General features: G+C 66.0%; 4 protein-coding genes. 3 read left to right on the top strand and 1 reads right to left on the bottom strand.

Annotation, left to right across the window (positions count from 1 at the left end; translation table 11 throughout):
• The first annotated feature begins 6 nt into the window (after positions 1–6).
• From LQ232_RS20280 to LQ232_RS20270, 3 genes are read left to right on the top strand one after another with little or no spacing between them, the layout of a single operon-like run.
• On the top strand, positions 7–12,402 hold the full coding sequence (locus LQ232_RS20280; protein WP_230182193.1) for a non-ribosomal peptide synthetase/type I polyketide synthase: 12,396 nt from the start codon (positions 7–9) through the stop codon (positions 12,400–12,402).
• Positions 12,403–12,410: 8 nt separating this feature from the next.
• The gene (locus tag LQ232_RS20275; protein WP_230182192.1) at positions 12,411–13,226 is read left to right on the top strand and encodes a serine aminopeptidase domain-containing protein; all 816 of its coding nucleotides are present in this window, start codon (positions 12,411–12,413) and stop codon (positions 13,224–13,226) included.
• A gap of 3 nt (positions 13,227–13,229) precedes the next feature.
• Positions 13,230–14,093, top strand: a complete 864-nt coding sequence (locus tag LQ232_RS20270) for an alpha/beta fold hydrolase (protein ID WP_230182191.1) — start codon at positions 13,230–13,232, stop codon at positions 14,091–14,093.
• Here LQ232_RS20270 and LQ232_RS20265 read toward each other — a convergent pair.
• The gene (locus LQ232_RS20265) at positions 14,087–14,977 is read right to left on the bottom strand and encodes a cupin-like domain-containing protein (protein WP_230182190.1); all 891 of its coding nucleotides are present in this window, start codon (positions 14,975–14,977) and stop codon (positions 14,087–14,089) included. The genes LQ232_RS20270 and LQ232_RS20265 overlap by 7 nt on opposite strands.
• Position 14,978: the final 1 nt, after the last annotated feature.

The raw sequence follows: 14,978 nt of genomic DNA, 5'->3' as shown, positions 1-14,978 counted from the left end.
AATGTCATGAACCCACCGGCCCTGAGCCACTGGTTGCGCGCCGCCGCTGACCAAAATCCCGATGGCATCGCCCTGGAATATTCGGGAATCCGACTGAATTACCGGGCTTTGTCCGCCAAAGTCCACCAGCAGGCCGACCTTTTGCGCGCGGCCGGGCTGGTCCCCGGGGACCGCATCGCCATCGCCGCCACACGGTCCGCTGACACGGTGATCGCCATCCTGGCCGCGGTCGAGGCCGGCGTGGGCTACGTTCCATTGGATTTGAGTTACCCGGCTGATCGGCTGCAAGCCATGTTGGCCGACGCCCAGCCCCGCGTGGTGGTGGGCGAGCCGGCCGCCTTGTCGACCTTGCAAGACCTCGTTGGCCCCGTTCCCGGCTTGGACTCGGTCGCGGCCCCGCAAGGGCAGCCCCATGCCGCCGCCAGCGACCTGGCTTATGTGCTCTTCACCTCGGGCTCCACCGGGCGGCCCAAAGGCGTGGCCATGGGCGACCTGCCCTTGCGCCACCTCACCCAATGGCATGCGCAGCATCCCCGCCTGGGGCAAGCCGCCCGAACCCTGCAGTTCGCGCCCTTGTCATTCGATGTGCATTTCCAGGAGATATTCTCGACCCTGGCTTGCGGCGGCACGCTGGTGCTGATCCCCGACAGCCACCGGCGTGACCCGGCCTTGTTGCGACAAGCCTTGCAAGAGCACGGCGTTGAACGCATCTTTTTGCCCTACGTGGCCTTGCAGATGCTGGCCCAGGCAGATGATGACGCGCACCAGGAAAGCAAGCCCCCGCTGGCCCTTCGTGAAGTGGTCAGCGCTGGCGAGCAATTGCAGGTCACGCCCACCATCCGCGCCCTGTTCGCGCGGCTGCCGAAAGCGGTGCTGCACAACCACTATGGCCCGACTGAAAGCCACGTGGTCACGGCCTTCGAACTCAGCGGCCCGCCCGCCTCCTGGCCCGGCATTCCGCCCATCGGCATCGCCTTGCCCCATGTCCTAGTGGCCCTGCGCGACCCTGACACCGGCGCGCTCAGCACCAGCGAAACCGGCGAGTTGCTGCTGGGTGGCGAAACCCTGGCCCACGGCTACCTGGGCCAGGCCCAGTTGAGCGCCGAACGCTTTCTGGACGGCCCCGCTGGCCTGCCGGGCCGCTGGTACGCCACGGGCGACCTGGTCAGCCGCGACCCTGCGGGTGTGCTGACTTACCAGGGCCGCATTGACCAGCAACTCAAGGTCGATGGTTTCCGCATTGAGCCCGGCGACATCGAGCTGGCCCTGATGACGCACGAATCGGTCCAGGATGCCGCCGTGACCGCGCCCGACGTGCCTGGCTCTGGCCGCCAGCTGGTCGCCCACGTGGTGCTGCGCCCTGGCAGCCCGGCGCTGACGCAACTGCTGGCGCCGCTGCGCCAATGGCTGCGCGACCGCCTGCCCGACTACATGATCCCCGTGCGCTTCATCGCGCTGGACAAACTGCCCACCACCCCCAGCGGCAAGATCGACCGGCGCAGCTTGCCCCTGCCCGCGGTGGAGGCCACTTCGGCCGTCGACCCCACGACGCTGCCGGTGACCGAACGACTGCGCAGCGTCTGGCAAGAACTGCTGGGCCTGAGCGACCTGGCCGACGACACCAATGTGTTCGATGCCGGGGCCCGATCGCTGCTGGTGATGCGCTTCGTGGGCCGCATCAAGCAACTGGGTTTGAACCTGTCGGTGGCCGAGGTGTACGACCGCCCCACCATTGCTGGCATGCGCGACAGCCTGCAAGGCGCCGCCGCGCCGGTTCGGCGGCACCTGCCCGCCGGCCCACAAGACCAAGACGGCATTGCCATCATCGGCATGTCGGTGCGGGCCGACAACGCCCATGATCTGGACACCTTCTGGGACAACCTGCTGGCCGACCGCGAGGGCATCCGTCGCTTTGCGCCGCACGAGCTGGACCCGTCCGTGCCGCAAGACCTGCGCAGCCGCCCCAACTTCGTGGCAGCACGCGGGGTGCTGGAAGACGCCGACCGTTTCGACGCGGCCTTCTTTGGCATCTCGGCGCGCGAAGCCACTGTGCTCGACCCGCAGCAGCGCCTGTTCCTGGAGCTGTGCTGGTCGGCCCTTGAAGACGCCGCCATTGACCCGGCCAGGGTGCAAGACCGCATCGGTGTGTATGCCGGCAGTGCCAACAACACCTACCTGCCCGCCATGCGGCTGGAAGACCCCGAACTGATCCAGCGCTACGGCGAGTTCGCCACCATGCTGGCCAGCGAAAAAGACTATGTGGCTACGCGCGCGGCCAACCGGCTCAACCTGCGTGGGCCGGCGGTGTCCATCCACACGGCGTGCTCGACCTCGCTGGTGGCCATCACGCAGGCCTGGCACGCTTTGGCGCAAGGCCAATGCGATGTGGCCCTGGCCGGTGGCGTGACCCTGGTGGTGCCACAGATCAGCGGCTACCTGTACGTTGAAGGCAGCATGGAATCGGCCGATGGCCGTTGCCGCCCTTTTGATGCTGAAGCTTCGGGCACCGTCTTTGCCAGCGGCGGCGGCGTGGTCGTGCTCAAACGCCTGAAGCAGGCCCTGGCCGATGGCGACACCGTCTATGGCGTGATCAAGGGCGTCGGCCTGAACAACGATGGGGGCGACAAAGCCAGCTTCACCGCGCCCAGCGTGAGCGGGCAGGCCGAGGCCATCGCCATGGCGCTGGACCACGCGGGCATCAATGCACGCAGCATCGGCTATGTCGAAGCCCACGGCACTGGCACCTCGCTGGGCGACCCCATCGAGATCGCCGCGCTCAGCCGGGCGTGGGCCCGCGACACGGCGGACAAGCAGTTCTGCCAGATCGGCTCCATCAAGGGCCACCTGGGCCACACGGTGGCCGCTGCGGGTGTGCTGGGCCTGATCAAGGCCACCTTGTCGATGCACCGCGAGATCATCCCGGGCACCCTGCACTACCGCCGGCCCAACCCACAGATTGACTTGGCCAACACGCCGTTCACAGTGCAGGCTGAGGCTCGCGCCTGGCCACGTGGGCCACAAGTGCGTCGCGCAGCGGTCAGCTCGTTTGGCGTGGGTGGCACCAATGCCCACGTGGTGCTGGAAGAAGCGCCCGTGCAAACCGCGCCCGACGATGAAAACACTGGCCAACTGCATCTGTTGCCCTTGTCTGCACGCTCGCCACAGGCCGCATTGCAACGGGCCCAGGATCTGGCCAAGCACCTTGAGCGCCACCCGGCCATACCGCTGTCCGGCGTGGTCGCCACCTTGACTCGGGGCCGCCAGCCCATGGCGCACCGTGTGGCAGTGGTGGCCAGCGACGCGGCCTCTGCCGTGGCCGCCCTGCGCGACGTGAAGGTGGCCAGTGCCATCCCGGCGGCCAAGCCCCGGATGGTCTTCCTGTTTCCCGGCCAGGGTTCTCAACATCCCGGCATGGCGCGGGCTTTGGTGGACCAGGCCCCGGCCTTCCGCGAAGCCTTCGAGCAATGCCTGGCCGTGGCCCCGGCCGACATGGCCGTGAAGCTGCGCACCTGGCTGATCGATGCCGAGCCCGGTGACGCCTTGGCCGCCGCAGGCCTCGCTGAAACGCGGCATGCCCAGCCGGCTTTGTTCGCCGTGTCCTACGCGCTGGCCGTCTGGCTGGACAGCCTGGGCATCAAACCGCAGGCCATGATTGGCCACAGCATTGGCGAATACGCGGCCGCCTGCCACGCCGGCATTTTGTCGTTGCCCGATGCCATGCGCGCCGTCATCGAGCGTGGCCAAGCCATGTTCGAGCAGCCACCCGGCGCCATGTTGGCCGTGCGCGCCAGCAGCGATGTGGTCGGCCGCATGCTGCCAGCGGGGGTTGAACTGGCCGCCGCCAATGCACCGGCCTTGACGGTGGTGGCTGGCAGCTTCGATGCCATCGCGGCCTTTGCCACTCAGCTGGAAGCGCAAGACATCGGTACCACGCGCCTGAAGGTGTCCCATGCCTTCCACAGCGCCAGCATGGACGGCGCCTTGCCAAAGGTGGCGCAAGCGCTGGCCCAGGCCACCTTGAGCGCGCCCAGCATCCCGGTTTACTCGTGCATCAGCGGCGCGCCCTTGCTGGCGCATGAAGCCACGGATCCAAGCTACTGGGCCCGTCAGGTGCGCGCCACCGTGCAGTTCAGCCGCGCCGTGCAAGCCGAGCTGTCGCAAGGTGACACGGTGTTCATTGAAGTCGGCCCCAGCCAGGCTTTGACCGCCTTGATGCGCCAGCACCGCACAGCCGACAACGTCGTGCCCCGCATCGTGCCGCTGCTCGGTCCGGCCCAAGACCCCGGCGCCCCCGCTACCCGAGCCTTGCAGGCCATTGGCGCCTTGTGGTGCGCGGGGGTTGACATCGCCTGGCCAGTTTCGCGCCAAGCCCGCCGATGGCCTTTGCCCGCCTACCCCTTCAGGGGCGAGGTGCATTGGTTCAAACGCCGCACCGTGGCACCCGTGGTGGTCAACGCCGCGCCTGTTCTTCCTGCTTCTTCCGTTCCAGAGGATGTCCCGCCCATGAGCCGCCTACCCCGCCTTGAACAGGAACTCACCCGCATCCTTGTCGATGTTTCAGGCATCCCCGCCGAATCCGTGCACCGCGACGCCACCTTCGTGGATCAGGGCCTGGACTCGCTCTCGCTGACCCAGGCCACCCTGGAGCTGGAGCGCGTGTTTGGCATCAAGCTGCGCTTTCGCCGCCTGCTGGAAGACCTGGACACCCTGGCCAAGCTGGGCGAGTTCCTGGATGCCCAGCTGCCCGCCGACAAGTTCGCACCACCGCCCGTGGCCGCGCCCGCCGCACCGATTGCGCCGGCTGCATCGTTTGCCCCACAAGCCATGGGCCAAAGTCAGCCTGTGTTCGCACCCACATTCGCCCCCGTCCAGGGCGATGCTGTCCACCAGTTGATCCAGCAGCAGATGCAGCTGATGGCCCAGCAACTGGCCTTGCTGTCTGGCCAGGGCCTGGTCAGCGCTGCTCCGGCGATGGCACCGGTCAGTGCGCCCGCACTTGCACCTACGCCCACGCCAGCCGCCCCATTGCCCGCGCTGGAGCAGCCATCCAAGACATCCCTGCTTGAAAAGCCTTTTGGCGCCTCGGCGCGCATCACGCTGGATGCGCAAACCGATTTCACGCCCGCCCAACGCCAATGGCTGGACGACTTCATCGTCCGCTACAACGCCCGCACCGGCCAGTCCAAGGCCTTCAGCCAGAAGCACCGCAAGGTCATGGCCGACCCACGCGTCGTCACCGGCTTCAATCCCTTGTGGAAGGACCTGGTCTACCCCATCGTGGCCGACCGCTCCAAGGGTGCCCACGTGTGGGACATCGATGGCAACGAGTACATCGACCTGCTGTCCTGCTTTGGCGCCAACCTGCTGGGCTACCAGCCCGACAGCGTGGTCCAGGCCATGAAGGAGCAACTGGACTCGGGCATCGAAGTCGGCCCGCAGCATCCCATGTCGGCCGAGGTGGCCGAGCTGATCTCCGAGTTCACCGGCATGGAGCGCGTGGCCTTCTGCAACACCGGCTCCGAAGCCGTGATGGGCGCCATGCGCATCGCGCGCACCGTGACTGGCCGCAAGACCATCGCCATCTTCACCAACTCCTACCACGGCATTTTTGACGAAGTCATCGTGCGCGGCACCAAGCAGTTGCGCTCGCTGTCGGCCGCGCCGGGCATCCTGGCCAACGCCGTCGAGAACATCCTGGTGCTGGACTACGACAGCGAAGACTCGCTGAAGGTCTTGCGCGAACGCGGCCACGAACTGGCTGCGATCATGATCGAGCCCATCCAGAACAAGTACCCGACCTTGCAGCCGCGCGCCTTCGTGCAATCACTGCGGCAGATCGCCGACAAGGCCGGCTGCGCCTTGATCTTCGACGAAGTGGTGACAGGCTTCCGCCTGGCGCCCGGCGGCGCGCAAGAGTTCTATGGCGTGCGTTCCGACATCTCCACCTACGGCAAGATCATCGGCGGTGGGCTGCCCTTCGCCGCCATCGCGGGCGGGTCGGCGTGGCTGGACGCGTTGGACGGAGGCCATTGGCAATACGGCGATGACTCCTACCCCGAGGCGGGCGTCACCTACTTTGCCGGCACCTTTGTGCGCCACCCGCTGGCACTGGCCGCCGCGCGCGCGTCGCTGCTGCACCTCAAGCAGGGCGGTCGCCAGCTGTACGCCACGCTCAATGGCCGCACACAAGGCTTGGTCGATCGGTTGAACACCGCCTTCGCCGCCCGCGGCGCACCGGTCAAGGCCGTGCATTGCGCATCGTTGTGGCGCCTGGCCTGGGATGACAACCAGAAATACGTCAGCCTGTTTTACTACCTGCTGCGCTTCCACGGCCTGCACCTGTATGAGCAGTTCGGACACTTCGTCACCGAAGCCATGGGCGATGCCGAGCTGGACCGCATCTTCACCGTGTTCACCCAATCGCTGGATGAGTTGATGGCCCTGGGTTTCATCGCGCCACGCGATGGCACCCCCACGCCGCCCCAGCGCCTGGCCCTGCCCAACCCCGCCCCGTTGACGCCCGGCCAGACCGAGCGTTGGCTGGCCGCCAGTTTTGACGCCAACGCCCGCATCGCGCTCAACGAGTCTTTTTGCCTGAGCCTGCAAGGCGATGTGCAGGAAGCCGCGCTGGAAGCGGCTCTGCAAGACGTGCTGCAACGCCACGAGGCTTTCCGCATCCACTTCGACGCCACAGAACCTCAGCAGATCCTGGACGAGCAGCATCAACCGAGCATTGCCCACGTTGATCTGCGTAGCCAGACCAATGCGGCACAGGCCCTCGACGCCTTCTGCGAACAGGCCAGTCGCCAAGACCTCTCGTTGACCCAAACGCCCCTGGCGCGCGTGAGCTTGCTTCGTTTGAGCGATGGTCGCGTGGTGGTTCACCTCGTGGCCAGCCACCTGGTGTTTGACGGTTGGGCCTCCAGCGTGATGCTCACCGACCTGGCCACGGCTTACCGCGCCCGCAGCCTGGGCCTCAGCCCGACCTGGCCGGCCGCTGAATCGCCCCGCCGCTTCGCCATCGACGAGCAAGCCCGCTGGGACGGCCCGCAAGGCCAGGAAGACCTGGCCTTCTGGCGCCAGGCATTGGCCAACGCCCCGCAACCCGTGAGCCTGGGCGACCGCACGCCCCCCAATCCCCGCCGCTTCGAGGGCGACACCCTGCGCGCGCAGATCGACGGCCCGGTGCTGGCCGCCCTGCAGGCCAAGGCCCGCCAGAACAAGGCCACCTTGTTCCAGGTGATGCTGGCCGCGGTGAGCATGCTGATCCAGCGCCGCAGCGGTCAAGATGACTTCGTGGTGTCCATCCCCTATGCCAGCCAGAGCCTGGCACGCCACGCGCCCTTGATCGCCGATGGCGTGCTCGATCTGCCCCTGCGCCTGCAATGCCAGCGGGGCCAGAGCTTTGAGGCCGTGCTTGCCCACGCGCGCAACAGTTTGATGGACGCCCTGGAGCACCCCTTGGCCACCCAAGGCAGCGTGGCCCGCGCCATTGGCCAGCCCAGCATGGGCAGCCGCCCACCGCTGACTGGTGTGTTCTTCAACCTGAACCCGCGCGTGGACCTGAGCGGCTTTGCGCCCTTGCAGGCGCAAATGCACGAAGGCCGCAAGCTCGGCCTGCTCAGCGAAGTCATCTTCAACTTCTACGAAACCCCGCAGGCCCTGACGCTGGACCTGCACCACAGCACCGAGTTCTTCAGCCCACAACGGGCCGCTGAAATCGTGGCTGATCTGCAAGCCCTGCTGGCCGAGATCACGCAGCAAGCCAGCCCGATCAGTACGATCAGCGCCCAGGACCTGGCGCGACTGCAAGCCTTCAATGCCACCGAGACGGCTTATGAAACCGGCCTGCGGCTGGGTGACCTCATCAGCCGCAGTGCGCAACAGCATCCCCACGCCATCGCCGTTCGCTTTGAAGGGCAAGATGTCACCTACGCGCAACTCGACCAGCAGGCCTGGGCCCTGGCTCACCGCCTGCGCGCCCAAGGCGTCGTGCCCGGCACCTTGGTGGGCGTGTGCCTGGATCGCAGCATCGAGCTGGTCGCCGCCTTGGTGGGTGTGGTCTACAGCGGCGGGGCTTACGTGCCCCTGGATCCGGCCTATCCCAAAGAGCGCCTGACGCACATGTGCGAAGACGCGTCCATGAACGTCATCGTCACACGCCAAGCCGAATGGGCCAAGGCGGGTTCGGCCTTCCCGGCCTCGGCCCACATCCTGCGCATGGATGAACCCACATCAGGCCCCGTTCAAACCGGCCCATTGGTGGGCACACCCCAAGACCCGGCCTACGTCATCTTCACCTCGGGCTCCACCGGGCGCCCCAAAGGCGCCATGAATGCGCACCAGGGCATCGTCAACCGGCTGCAATGGATGCAGCAGGAATACCAGCTCACCGCCCAAGACCGCGTCATCCAGAAAACGCCCTACAGCTTCGACGTCTCGGTGTGGGAGTTCTTCTGGCCACTGATGACGGGTGCCGCCGTGGTCGTGGCCAAGCCCGAAGGGCACCGTGACGCCAGTTACCTGGCCGGCCTGATCCGGGAGGAAGGGGTCACCGTGCTGCACTTCGTGCCTTCGATGCTGCACCTTTTCCTGGAAGAGCCAGGCCTGGACCAATGCACTTCGGTGCGACAAGTGCTGTGCTCGGGCGAAGCCTTGCCGATTGACGCAGTGGAGCGCTTTTTCGAATGCCTGCCCCACGCCCAGCTGGGCAACCTGTACGGGCCCACCGAAGCCGCCGTCGACGTGACCTGGTGGGCTTGCCGCCCCCATGATCCGCGCCGCATCGTGCCCATTGGCCGCCCCATTGCCAACACGCGCATGTACGTGTTGGACGAGCAACTGCGCCTGCTGCCCGTGGGCGCCGAAGGCGAACTGTACATCGGCGGCGTGCAAGTGGGCATGGGCTACGTGGCCCGCCCCGACCTGACCGCCGAGCGATTCCTGCCCGATCCTTTCAACCCGGGCGGCCGCATGTACAAGACCGGCGACGTGGGCCGATGGCTGGACGATGGCGCCATCGAGTACCTGGGCCGGGCCGACCACCAAGTCAAGATCCGCGGCAACCGCATCGAGTTGGGCGAGATCGAAACACAGCTGACCAACCACCCTCAAGTCAACCGCTGTGTGGTCGTGGCCCGCGAGTTCGGCCCAGGCGATGTGCGCCTGGTGGCCTACATCGTGCCCAACGGCACGCCGCCTGATGCCGCGCAAGTCAAGGCCCACCTGTCGGCCCAGTTGCCCGAGTACATGCTGCCCCAGCACACGGTGATCCTGGACACCATCCCGCTGCTGCCCAATGGCAAGATCGACCGCAAGGCCCTGCCCGCGCCGGCCGAGCCCAAGGCCTCGACGAGCACTTTGGCACAAGCGCCGCGCAACGAGCTGGAGCAAGCCATTGCCCAAGCCATGCAGGCCATGCTCAAGGTGCCCCAGATCGGCGTCGACGATGACTTTTTCGCCTTGGGTGGCCACTCGCTGCTGGCCGCCCGCGTGATTGGCCAGCTCAACAAGCAACTGGGTTTGCAGCTGACCCTGCGCAACTTGTTCGAAGCACCTTCGGTTGCCAAGCTGGCACGAGCCATCGAGCAGCAAAGCGGCATGGCCAACCCCGCCGCCCAACGGACACCCATCGTGCACCGGCCCCAGCAAGGCACCGCTCCCTTGACGCTGATGCAAGAGCGCATCCGCTTCATCGAGGAGATGCAACCCGGCCGCGTGGTCTACAACGCACCGTCGGCCCATCGGCTCACCGGCCCGATGGATTTGGCCGCTTTCAACCGCGCTTTCCAGGAAATGGTCCGCCGCCAACCAGCGCTGCGCACGTCCATCGTGCGCGAAGGCGATCATTACATCCAGAAAACCGCCGACCACGTTGATGTGAGCCTGCTGCCGCTGGAAGACCTGAGCCATTTGAGTGGCGCCGCGCAAGAAACGCTGTTGGCCCAGCGCCTGGATGCCCTCACCGCCGAGACCTTTGACCTCGGCCAGGCGCCCCTGCTCAAGATGCGCCTGTTCAAGCTGAGCGAACAGCAACATGCGCTGTTCTTCATGACGCACCATGTCTTGTGGGATGGCTGGTCGTTCGACATCCTCTACACCGAGATCTCCGCGCTGTACGAGGCTTACCTTCAAGGCCAAGAGCCTGCCTTGCCGCCCCTGCCAATCACCTATGGCGACTACGCCGAGTGGCACCAGGCCTGGCTGCAAAGCCAGGAGCTCAAGGACCAGGTCGCTTACTGGACCAAGCAGTTCGCCACGGGCCCCCTGCCCAAGGCACCCGTGGGCGACGTGCCCCGCCAATTGGCGACCAATGGCCTGGGCTCGACCGAGTGGATGCACATGGACAACGCCCTTGTCGAGCAAGTGCGCGAGGTGGCCAAGCAAACCGGCAGCACCGTCAGCATCGTCATGCTTTCGGTCTACGCGGCCTTGATGTCCCAGTGGTTGGGCGACAGCCAGCCTGCCATCGGCATGCCCGTGCGTGGCCGCACCGCCACCGAGCTCGAAGGCATCATGGGCTTCTTCAACAACATGCTGCCGATCCGCCTGGCGGTCAACCCCAACCTGAGTTGCCTGGATTGGATCAAGTCGGTGCGACAGACCATGGTGGACGCTTTCGCCAGCCAGGATGCGCCATTCGAAGTGCTGGCGCGCGAGCTGGATGGCCAACGTGCCGGCGCGGCCACGCGCCTGTACCAGGTCATGTTCTCCTTCCAGGACGCCCGCCAGCGCCAGACCCATTGGGGCCCCTTGGCCCACGAACGCATCCCCTTGCTGCAAAAAGGGGCCACCGAAGACCTGAACTTGTGGATGGTCGAGATCCCAGGCGGCATCGAAGGTGGCTTGCAATACAACGCCGAACTCTTACTGCCCGCCACCGTGGCCGCGCTGCGGGATCGTTTCCTGAGCTTGCTGGGTGACATCGTGCGCGATCCGCGCCAACCCGTTCGGCAATTGCTGGCCGCCAGCCCCGCCGAGCAGGATCAGCTCAAGCGCTTGAGCCAGGCTGCCCTGCCCACGCCAGCCACGGTAGACGTCATCGAAGTGATGAACGCGCACATCCAGGCCCATCCCGCCAGGCCGGCGCTGCGCATCGGCGATCAAAGCCTGAGCTTTGGAGAGTTGGGCCAACGCATCGACCAGGTCGAGGGCTTGTTGCGCCCTCACCTGACCGGCGGGCGTGACACCGTGGTGGTCCACACCACCGATCCCGTGGTCAGGCTCGTGGCGGGCGTGGCCGCGCTGCGTTGCGAAGCGCAGGTGCTGCTGGGCGCCATGCTGCCCAGCCATGCCGACCACGCGGTGCTTGTCAGCGAGCAATCCGCAGACGCAGGCCCATTGCCCTGGGTCGACACGCGCACTTTGCTGGGCGCACGCATCCACGCTAGCGCAAGCCCGGCAGTCGCCACGCCCACGACCCCCTCCATGGCCGTGAGCAAGGCAAGCTTGTCCACCTTGTGCGCCGCCCTGTCGCAGCACAGCCAAGTGCTGCCGTCCGACCAGGTCATGGTGCTGGAAGACGCCGCCACGGCGCCTTCCATGTTGCTGCAGGCCCTGCAAACCTGGATCGCCCAAGCCTGCCTGCTGATCGTCGCGGGCCCGCAATCGCAGGATGGCCTGCACCTCATCAAGCTGATCAAGTCCCAGTCCATCGGCCAGCTGGACGCGCCCGCCAACACCTGGCGGCGCATCCTGGCCGCGCGCCAAGGTGCCACGCTCTCACTGACCGCCTGGCTGCAAGCCACGGAGTCAACGCCCGACCTGGTCAAGGCCCTGCTCGACGCGGGTTGCACCGTGCTGTCTTGCCACCGCCCCTCGCCGCTGGGCCTGCCCGTCACGGCCGAGCTGCTCACCAGCCGGAACGATTCGGGCGTGATGGGACGCCCCTTGCTGGCCGGCGCCTTGTCGGTCGTTGACGAACAAGACCATCAAACCCTGTTGCCCTTGGGTGCCGCCGGCCTTCTGCGCTTGACGCTGGGCAAGGACAGCCACACCGGCGTGCCCGCGCGCTGGCGCAGCGATGGGCGGCTGCAAAGCCTGGAAGAGCAGATCGAACCTGTGGGCACGCGCCGGGCGGCTTCGGCCAACCCGGGCACGTCCACCGAGCAACTCATCGCCAAGGTCTGGGAAGACATCCTGGGCTTGAAGAACATCAGCCTGCACGACAACTTCTTTGACCTGGGTGGCACCTCATTGCAAGTCATGCAAGCAGTTCAAAAAATCGAACAAACTTTGGGCAAGCGCATTTCTCCGCAGCGCTATGTGTTTGACACCCTGGCCCAGTTGGCCGTGGTGTACGACGCAGACACGGTCCACAGCGCCCCTGCCACCCCACCGGCTGCCACACCCTCCTCGGGCAGCCTGATGCAACGCATTGTCGGATTGGTCAGGCGCGCATGACGCAAGGCATGGACATTTCGGTCAGCTCATTCGGATCCCCCTCGCGCCCCTGCATGGGCGTGCTCCAGAAAGCCAGCACGCAAGTCGCCCACCGGGGCGCCTTCCTGCTGTGCCGCCCATGGGGGCAGGAAGCCACGCGCACCGCAGCCATGTTCCGCGTGCTGTCGGAACGCCTATCGCGCCAAGGTTGCGACGTGCTGCGGTTCGATTACCACGGCACGGCCGACTCACCCGGCGAGGAGCAAGACCAGGCCTTGAGCGACTGGGTTGAAGACACCCTGGCCGCACACGCCTGTTTGCACGCTCATTTGCAGGCCCAGAGCGGCGGCCCCATCCGATGGTTTGGCATGGGCCTGGGTGCCAACCTGGCCTTGCGCGCCTCGGTCCGAGCGGCCCCCCTGCCCAGGCATGTGGTGCTTTGGGAACCCGTCATCGACGGCCCCGCCTACCTGCAAAACCTGTACGACGGCCACCGCGCCGAGCTGTCGCGCGAGTTTGGCTACCCCTGGCCGCAGTTGCTGCGGCAAGGCCGCGTGAGCGAACCCCAGGCACCCGGTGATGTCCTGGGCTTTGCCATGGGCCCGCGCCTGGTGGCCGAGTTGACTGATGTCTCCGAGTTGCAACTGGCACCCGCCCTGCGTCGGGGCATGACCCTGACCTGCGCCCTGCATGCCGAACAGCGACAGGCCCTGCCCCCCATCAGCAGCGACCACCTGCACCTGCACACGGTCGAGACCCGCACCAACTGGCTGTCCAGCCAGGCCTTGGGCACGGCCATCGTGCCGCCCGATGCCTTGCGCCTCATGCTGGCCGCACTGGACTGAGCCATGACCCAAGAACATTCCCTGATCCTGGGCGCCGAGCAGCACATCGTCGCCACCATCACCCAAGCCAGCAGCGGCACACGCAAGCCAGGCTGGTGCGCGGTGTTGACCAATTCCGGCGTCATCCCGCGCTCTGGCCCGCACCGCATGAACGTGCACCTGGCCAGGCACTTCGCCAAGATGGGCATCCCCAGCATCCGCTTCGACATGAGTGGCCTGGGCGACAGCCGCCGCGCGACCAGCTCCCTGCCCATGGTTGAGCAATGGGTGGCCGACACGCGTGCCGCCATGGACGAAGCCCAAGCCCGGCTGGGCTGCGATCGCTTCTTCATGGTGGGCTTTTGTTCGGGCGCCGAAGTGGCCCACCTCACCGCCCTGGCCGATCCACGTCTGCGCGGTGCCGTGCTGTGGGATTTCTACGCCTTCCCCACGCACTTGTCCAAGCTCCACAAGCTGGCCTACCGGCTGCGCCGTGCAGGCGTCAAAGGGATTGCACGGCGGCTCATCGCCAAGGTGCGCCCGCCTGAGGCCAAGCCTGACCAAGACAAAGGCGGCAGCCGCGCGCCAGTGAGCGCCTACGAAGGCCTGACCTCGGCGCCCGTCACCTCGCGCGAGGAATACACCCAGCGCTTTCGCACCCTGGTCGACCAAGGCGTGGAGCTGTTCTTCTACTACAGCGGTGGCGAGCCCGAGTGGTACGCCTACCGGGGCCAGTTCCACGACATGTTCAAGGGCGAAGCCTTTGTGCAGCGGGTGGCCTTTGAACAATTGGCCTTGAGCGACCACTTGCTCACCCGCCAGCCAGCGCAGCAAGCCTTCATCCGCGACGTGGACCGCTGGCTGAAAGAACGCCTGCTCAATCAGTAGTAATCGGGCATGCCCAGAGAGCGGCGTATGCGCATCTGCGCACGCCAAAGGTTCGACTTGGCCGAATCGCGCCAGTCGGCCTGGCCCACCGGATTGGGTGACAGCCCCACGGGCCGCATCAAACCACGCAACTGGTGGTTGAACTGCAGGGCATTGAGCTGCCCGTAAGTGCGCGGCGTGTTGAAGATGATGGACATGGAGATGGAAACATCTTCGCTGCCATTGCGCACATAGTGGCCGGCCATGAAAGGGATGTGCAGCCCGTTGCCTGGCCTGAAGTCAAAGCGCCTGGCGTACACGTCCTTGTCGGGCGACCAGGGCAGTTTGGTGTTCACGTAAGCGGCGTAAGCCTCGCGGTCGGCATCGGCCACCACCTTGGGTTCCCACGGCGGGAAGATCACCATCTCCTTGCTGCCGCGAAACTGCATCAGCATGGTCGAGTTGCGATCGATGTGGAAAGGCGTGTGGCTGTTGGGTGAGGCGATGAACAGGTACAGCCGGGGCGCGATCAGCAAGCCCGGACGATCTCCCAACTGCTGGCGCAGCAAGGCCTCGACGTCGGCACTCAGATCGCGGAACAAAGGCCCGAAGGAGTCATCGACCTGCGGCGAACGCACCATGATGTACGAGTCCGAGGTCCGGATCGATTCGATGGTTTCCTCCAGCGACAGACCGTTGCGCTGCTGGACGGACGCGTTCTCGAAGTCATCACCATTCTTGAGCAAACCTTTGGAATACTTGACATGGTCCGCGGGCAGCGCAGGGATGGCGCGGCGCAGGTTCTCCATGCTCAAGGCCGGGTGGCCCACCAGCTTGTGCTGGAACATGAAAGGCTGCAGGTCCATCAGGCTTGGATCGCAGGTGTCGTCAAAACATTTCAACATG

It is taken from the genome of Aquabacterium sp. CECT 9606 (genome assembly GCF_918741295.1).
Taxonomy (GTDB): domain Bacteria; phylum Pseudomonadota; class Gammaproteobacteria; order Burkholderiales; family Burkholderiaceae_C; genus Aquabacterium.
The sequence above is the reverse complement of the archived record's forward strand: the minus strand, read 5'-3'. Positions and strand labels throughout refer to the sequence as shown.

Coding starts and splice junctions, on each gene's coding strand:
- LQ232_RS20265 (WP_230182190.1), bottom strand. CDS start 14,977: ATGTTGAAATGTTTTGACGACACCTGCGATCCAAGCCTGATGGACCTG.
- LQ232_RS20275 (WP_230182192.1), top strand. CDS start 12,411: ATGGACATTTCGGTCAGCTCATTCGGATCCCCCTCGCGCCCCTGCATG.
- LQ232_RS20270 (WP_230182191.1), top strand. CDS start 13,230: ATGACCCAAGAACATTCCCTGATCCTGGGCGCCGAGCAGCACATCGTC.
- LQ232_RS20280 (WP_230182193.1), top strand. CDS start 7: ATGAACCCACCGGCCCTGAGCCACTGGTTGCGCGCCGCCGCTGACCAA.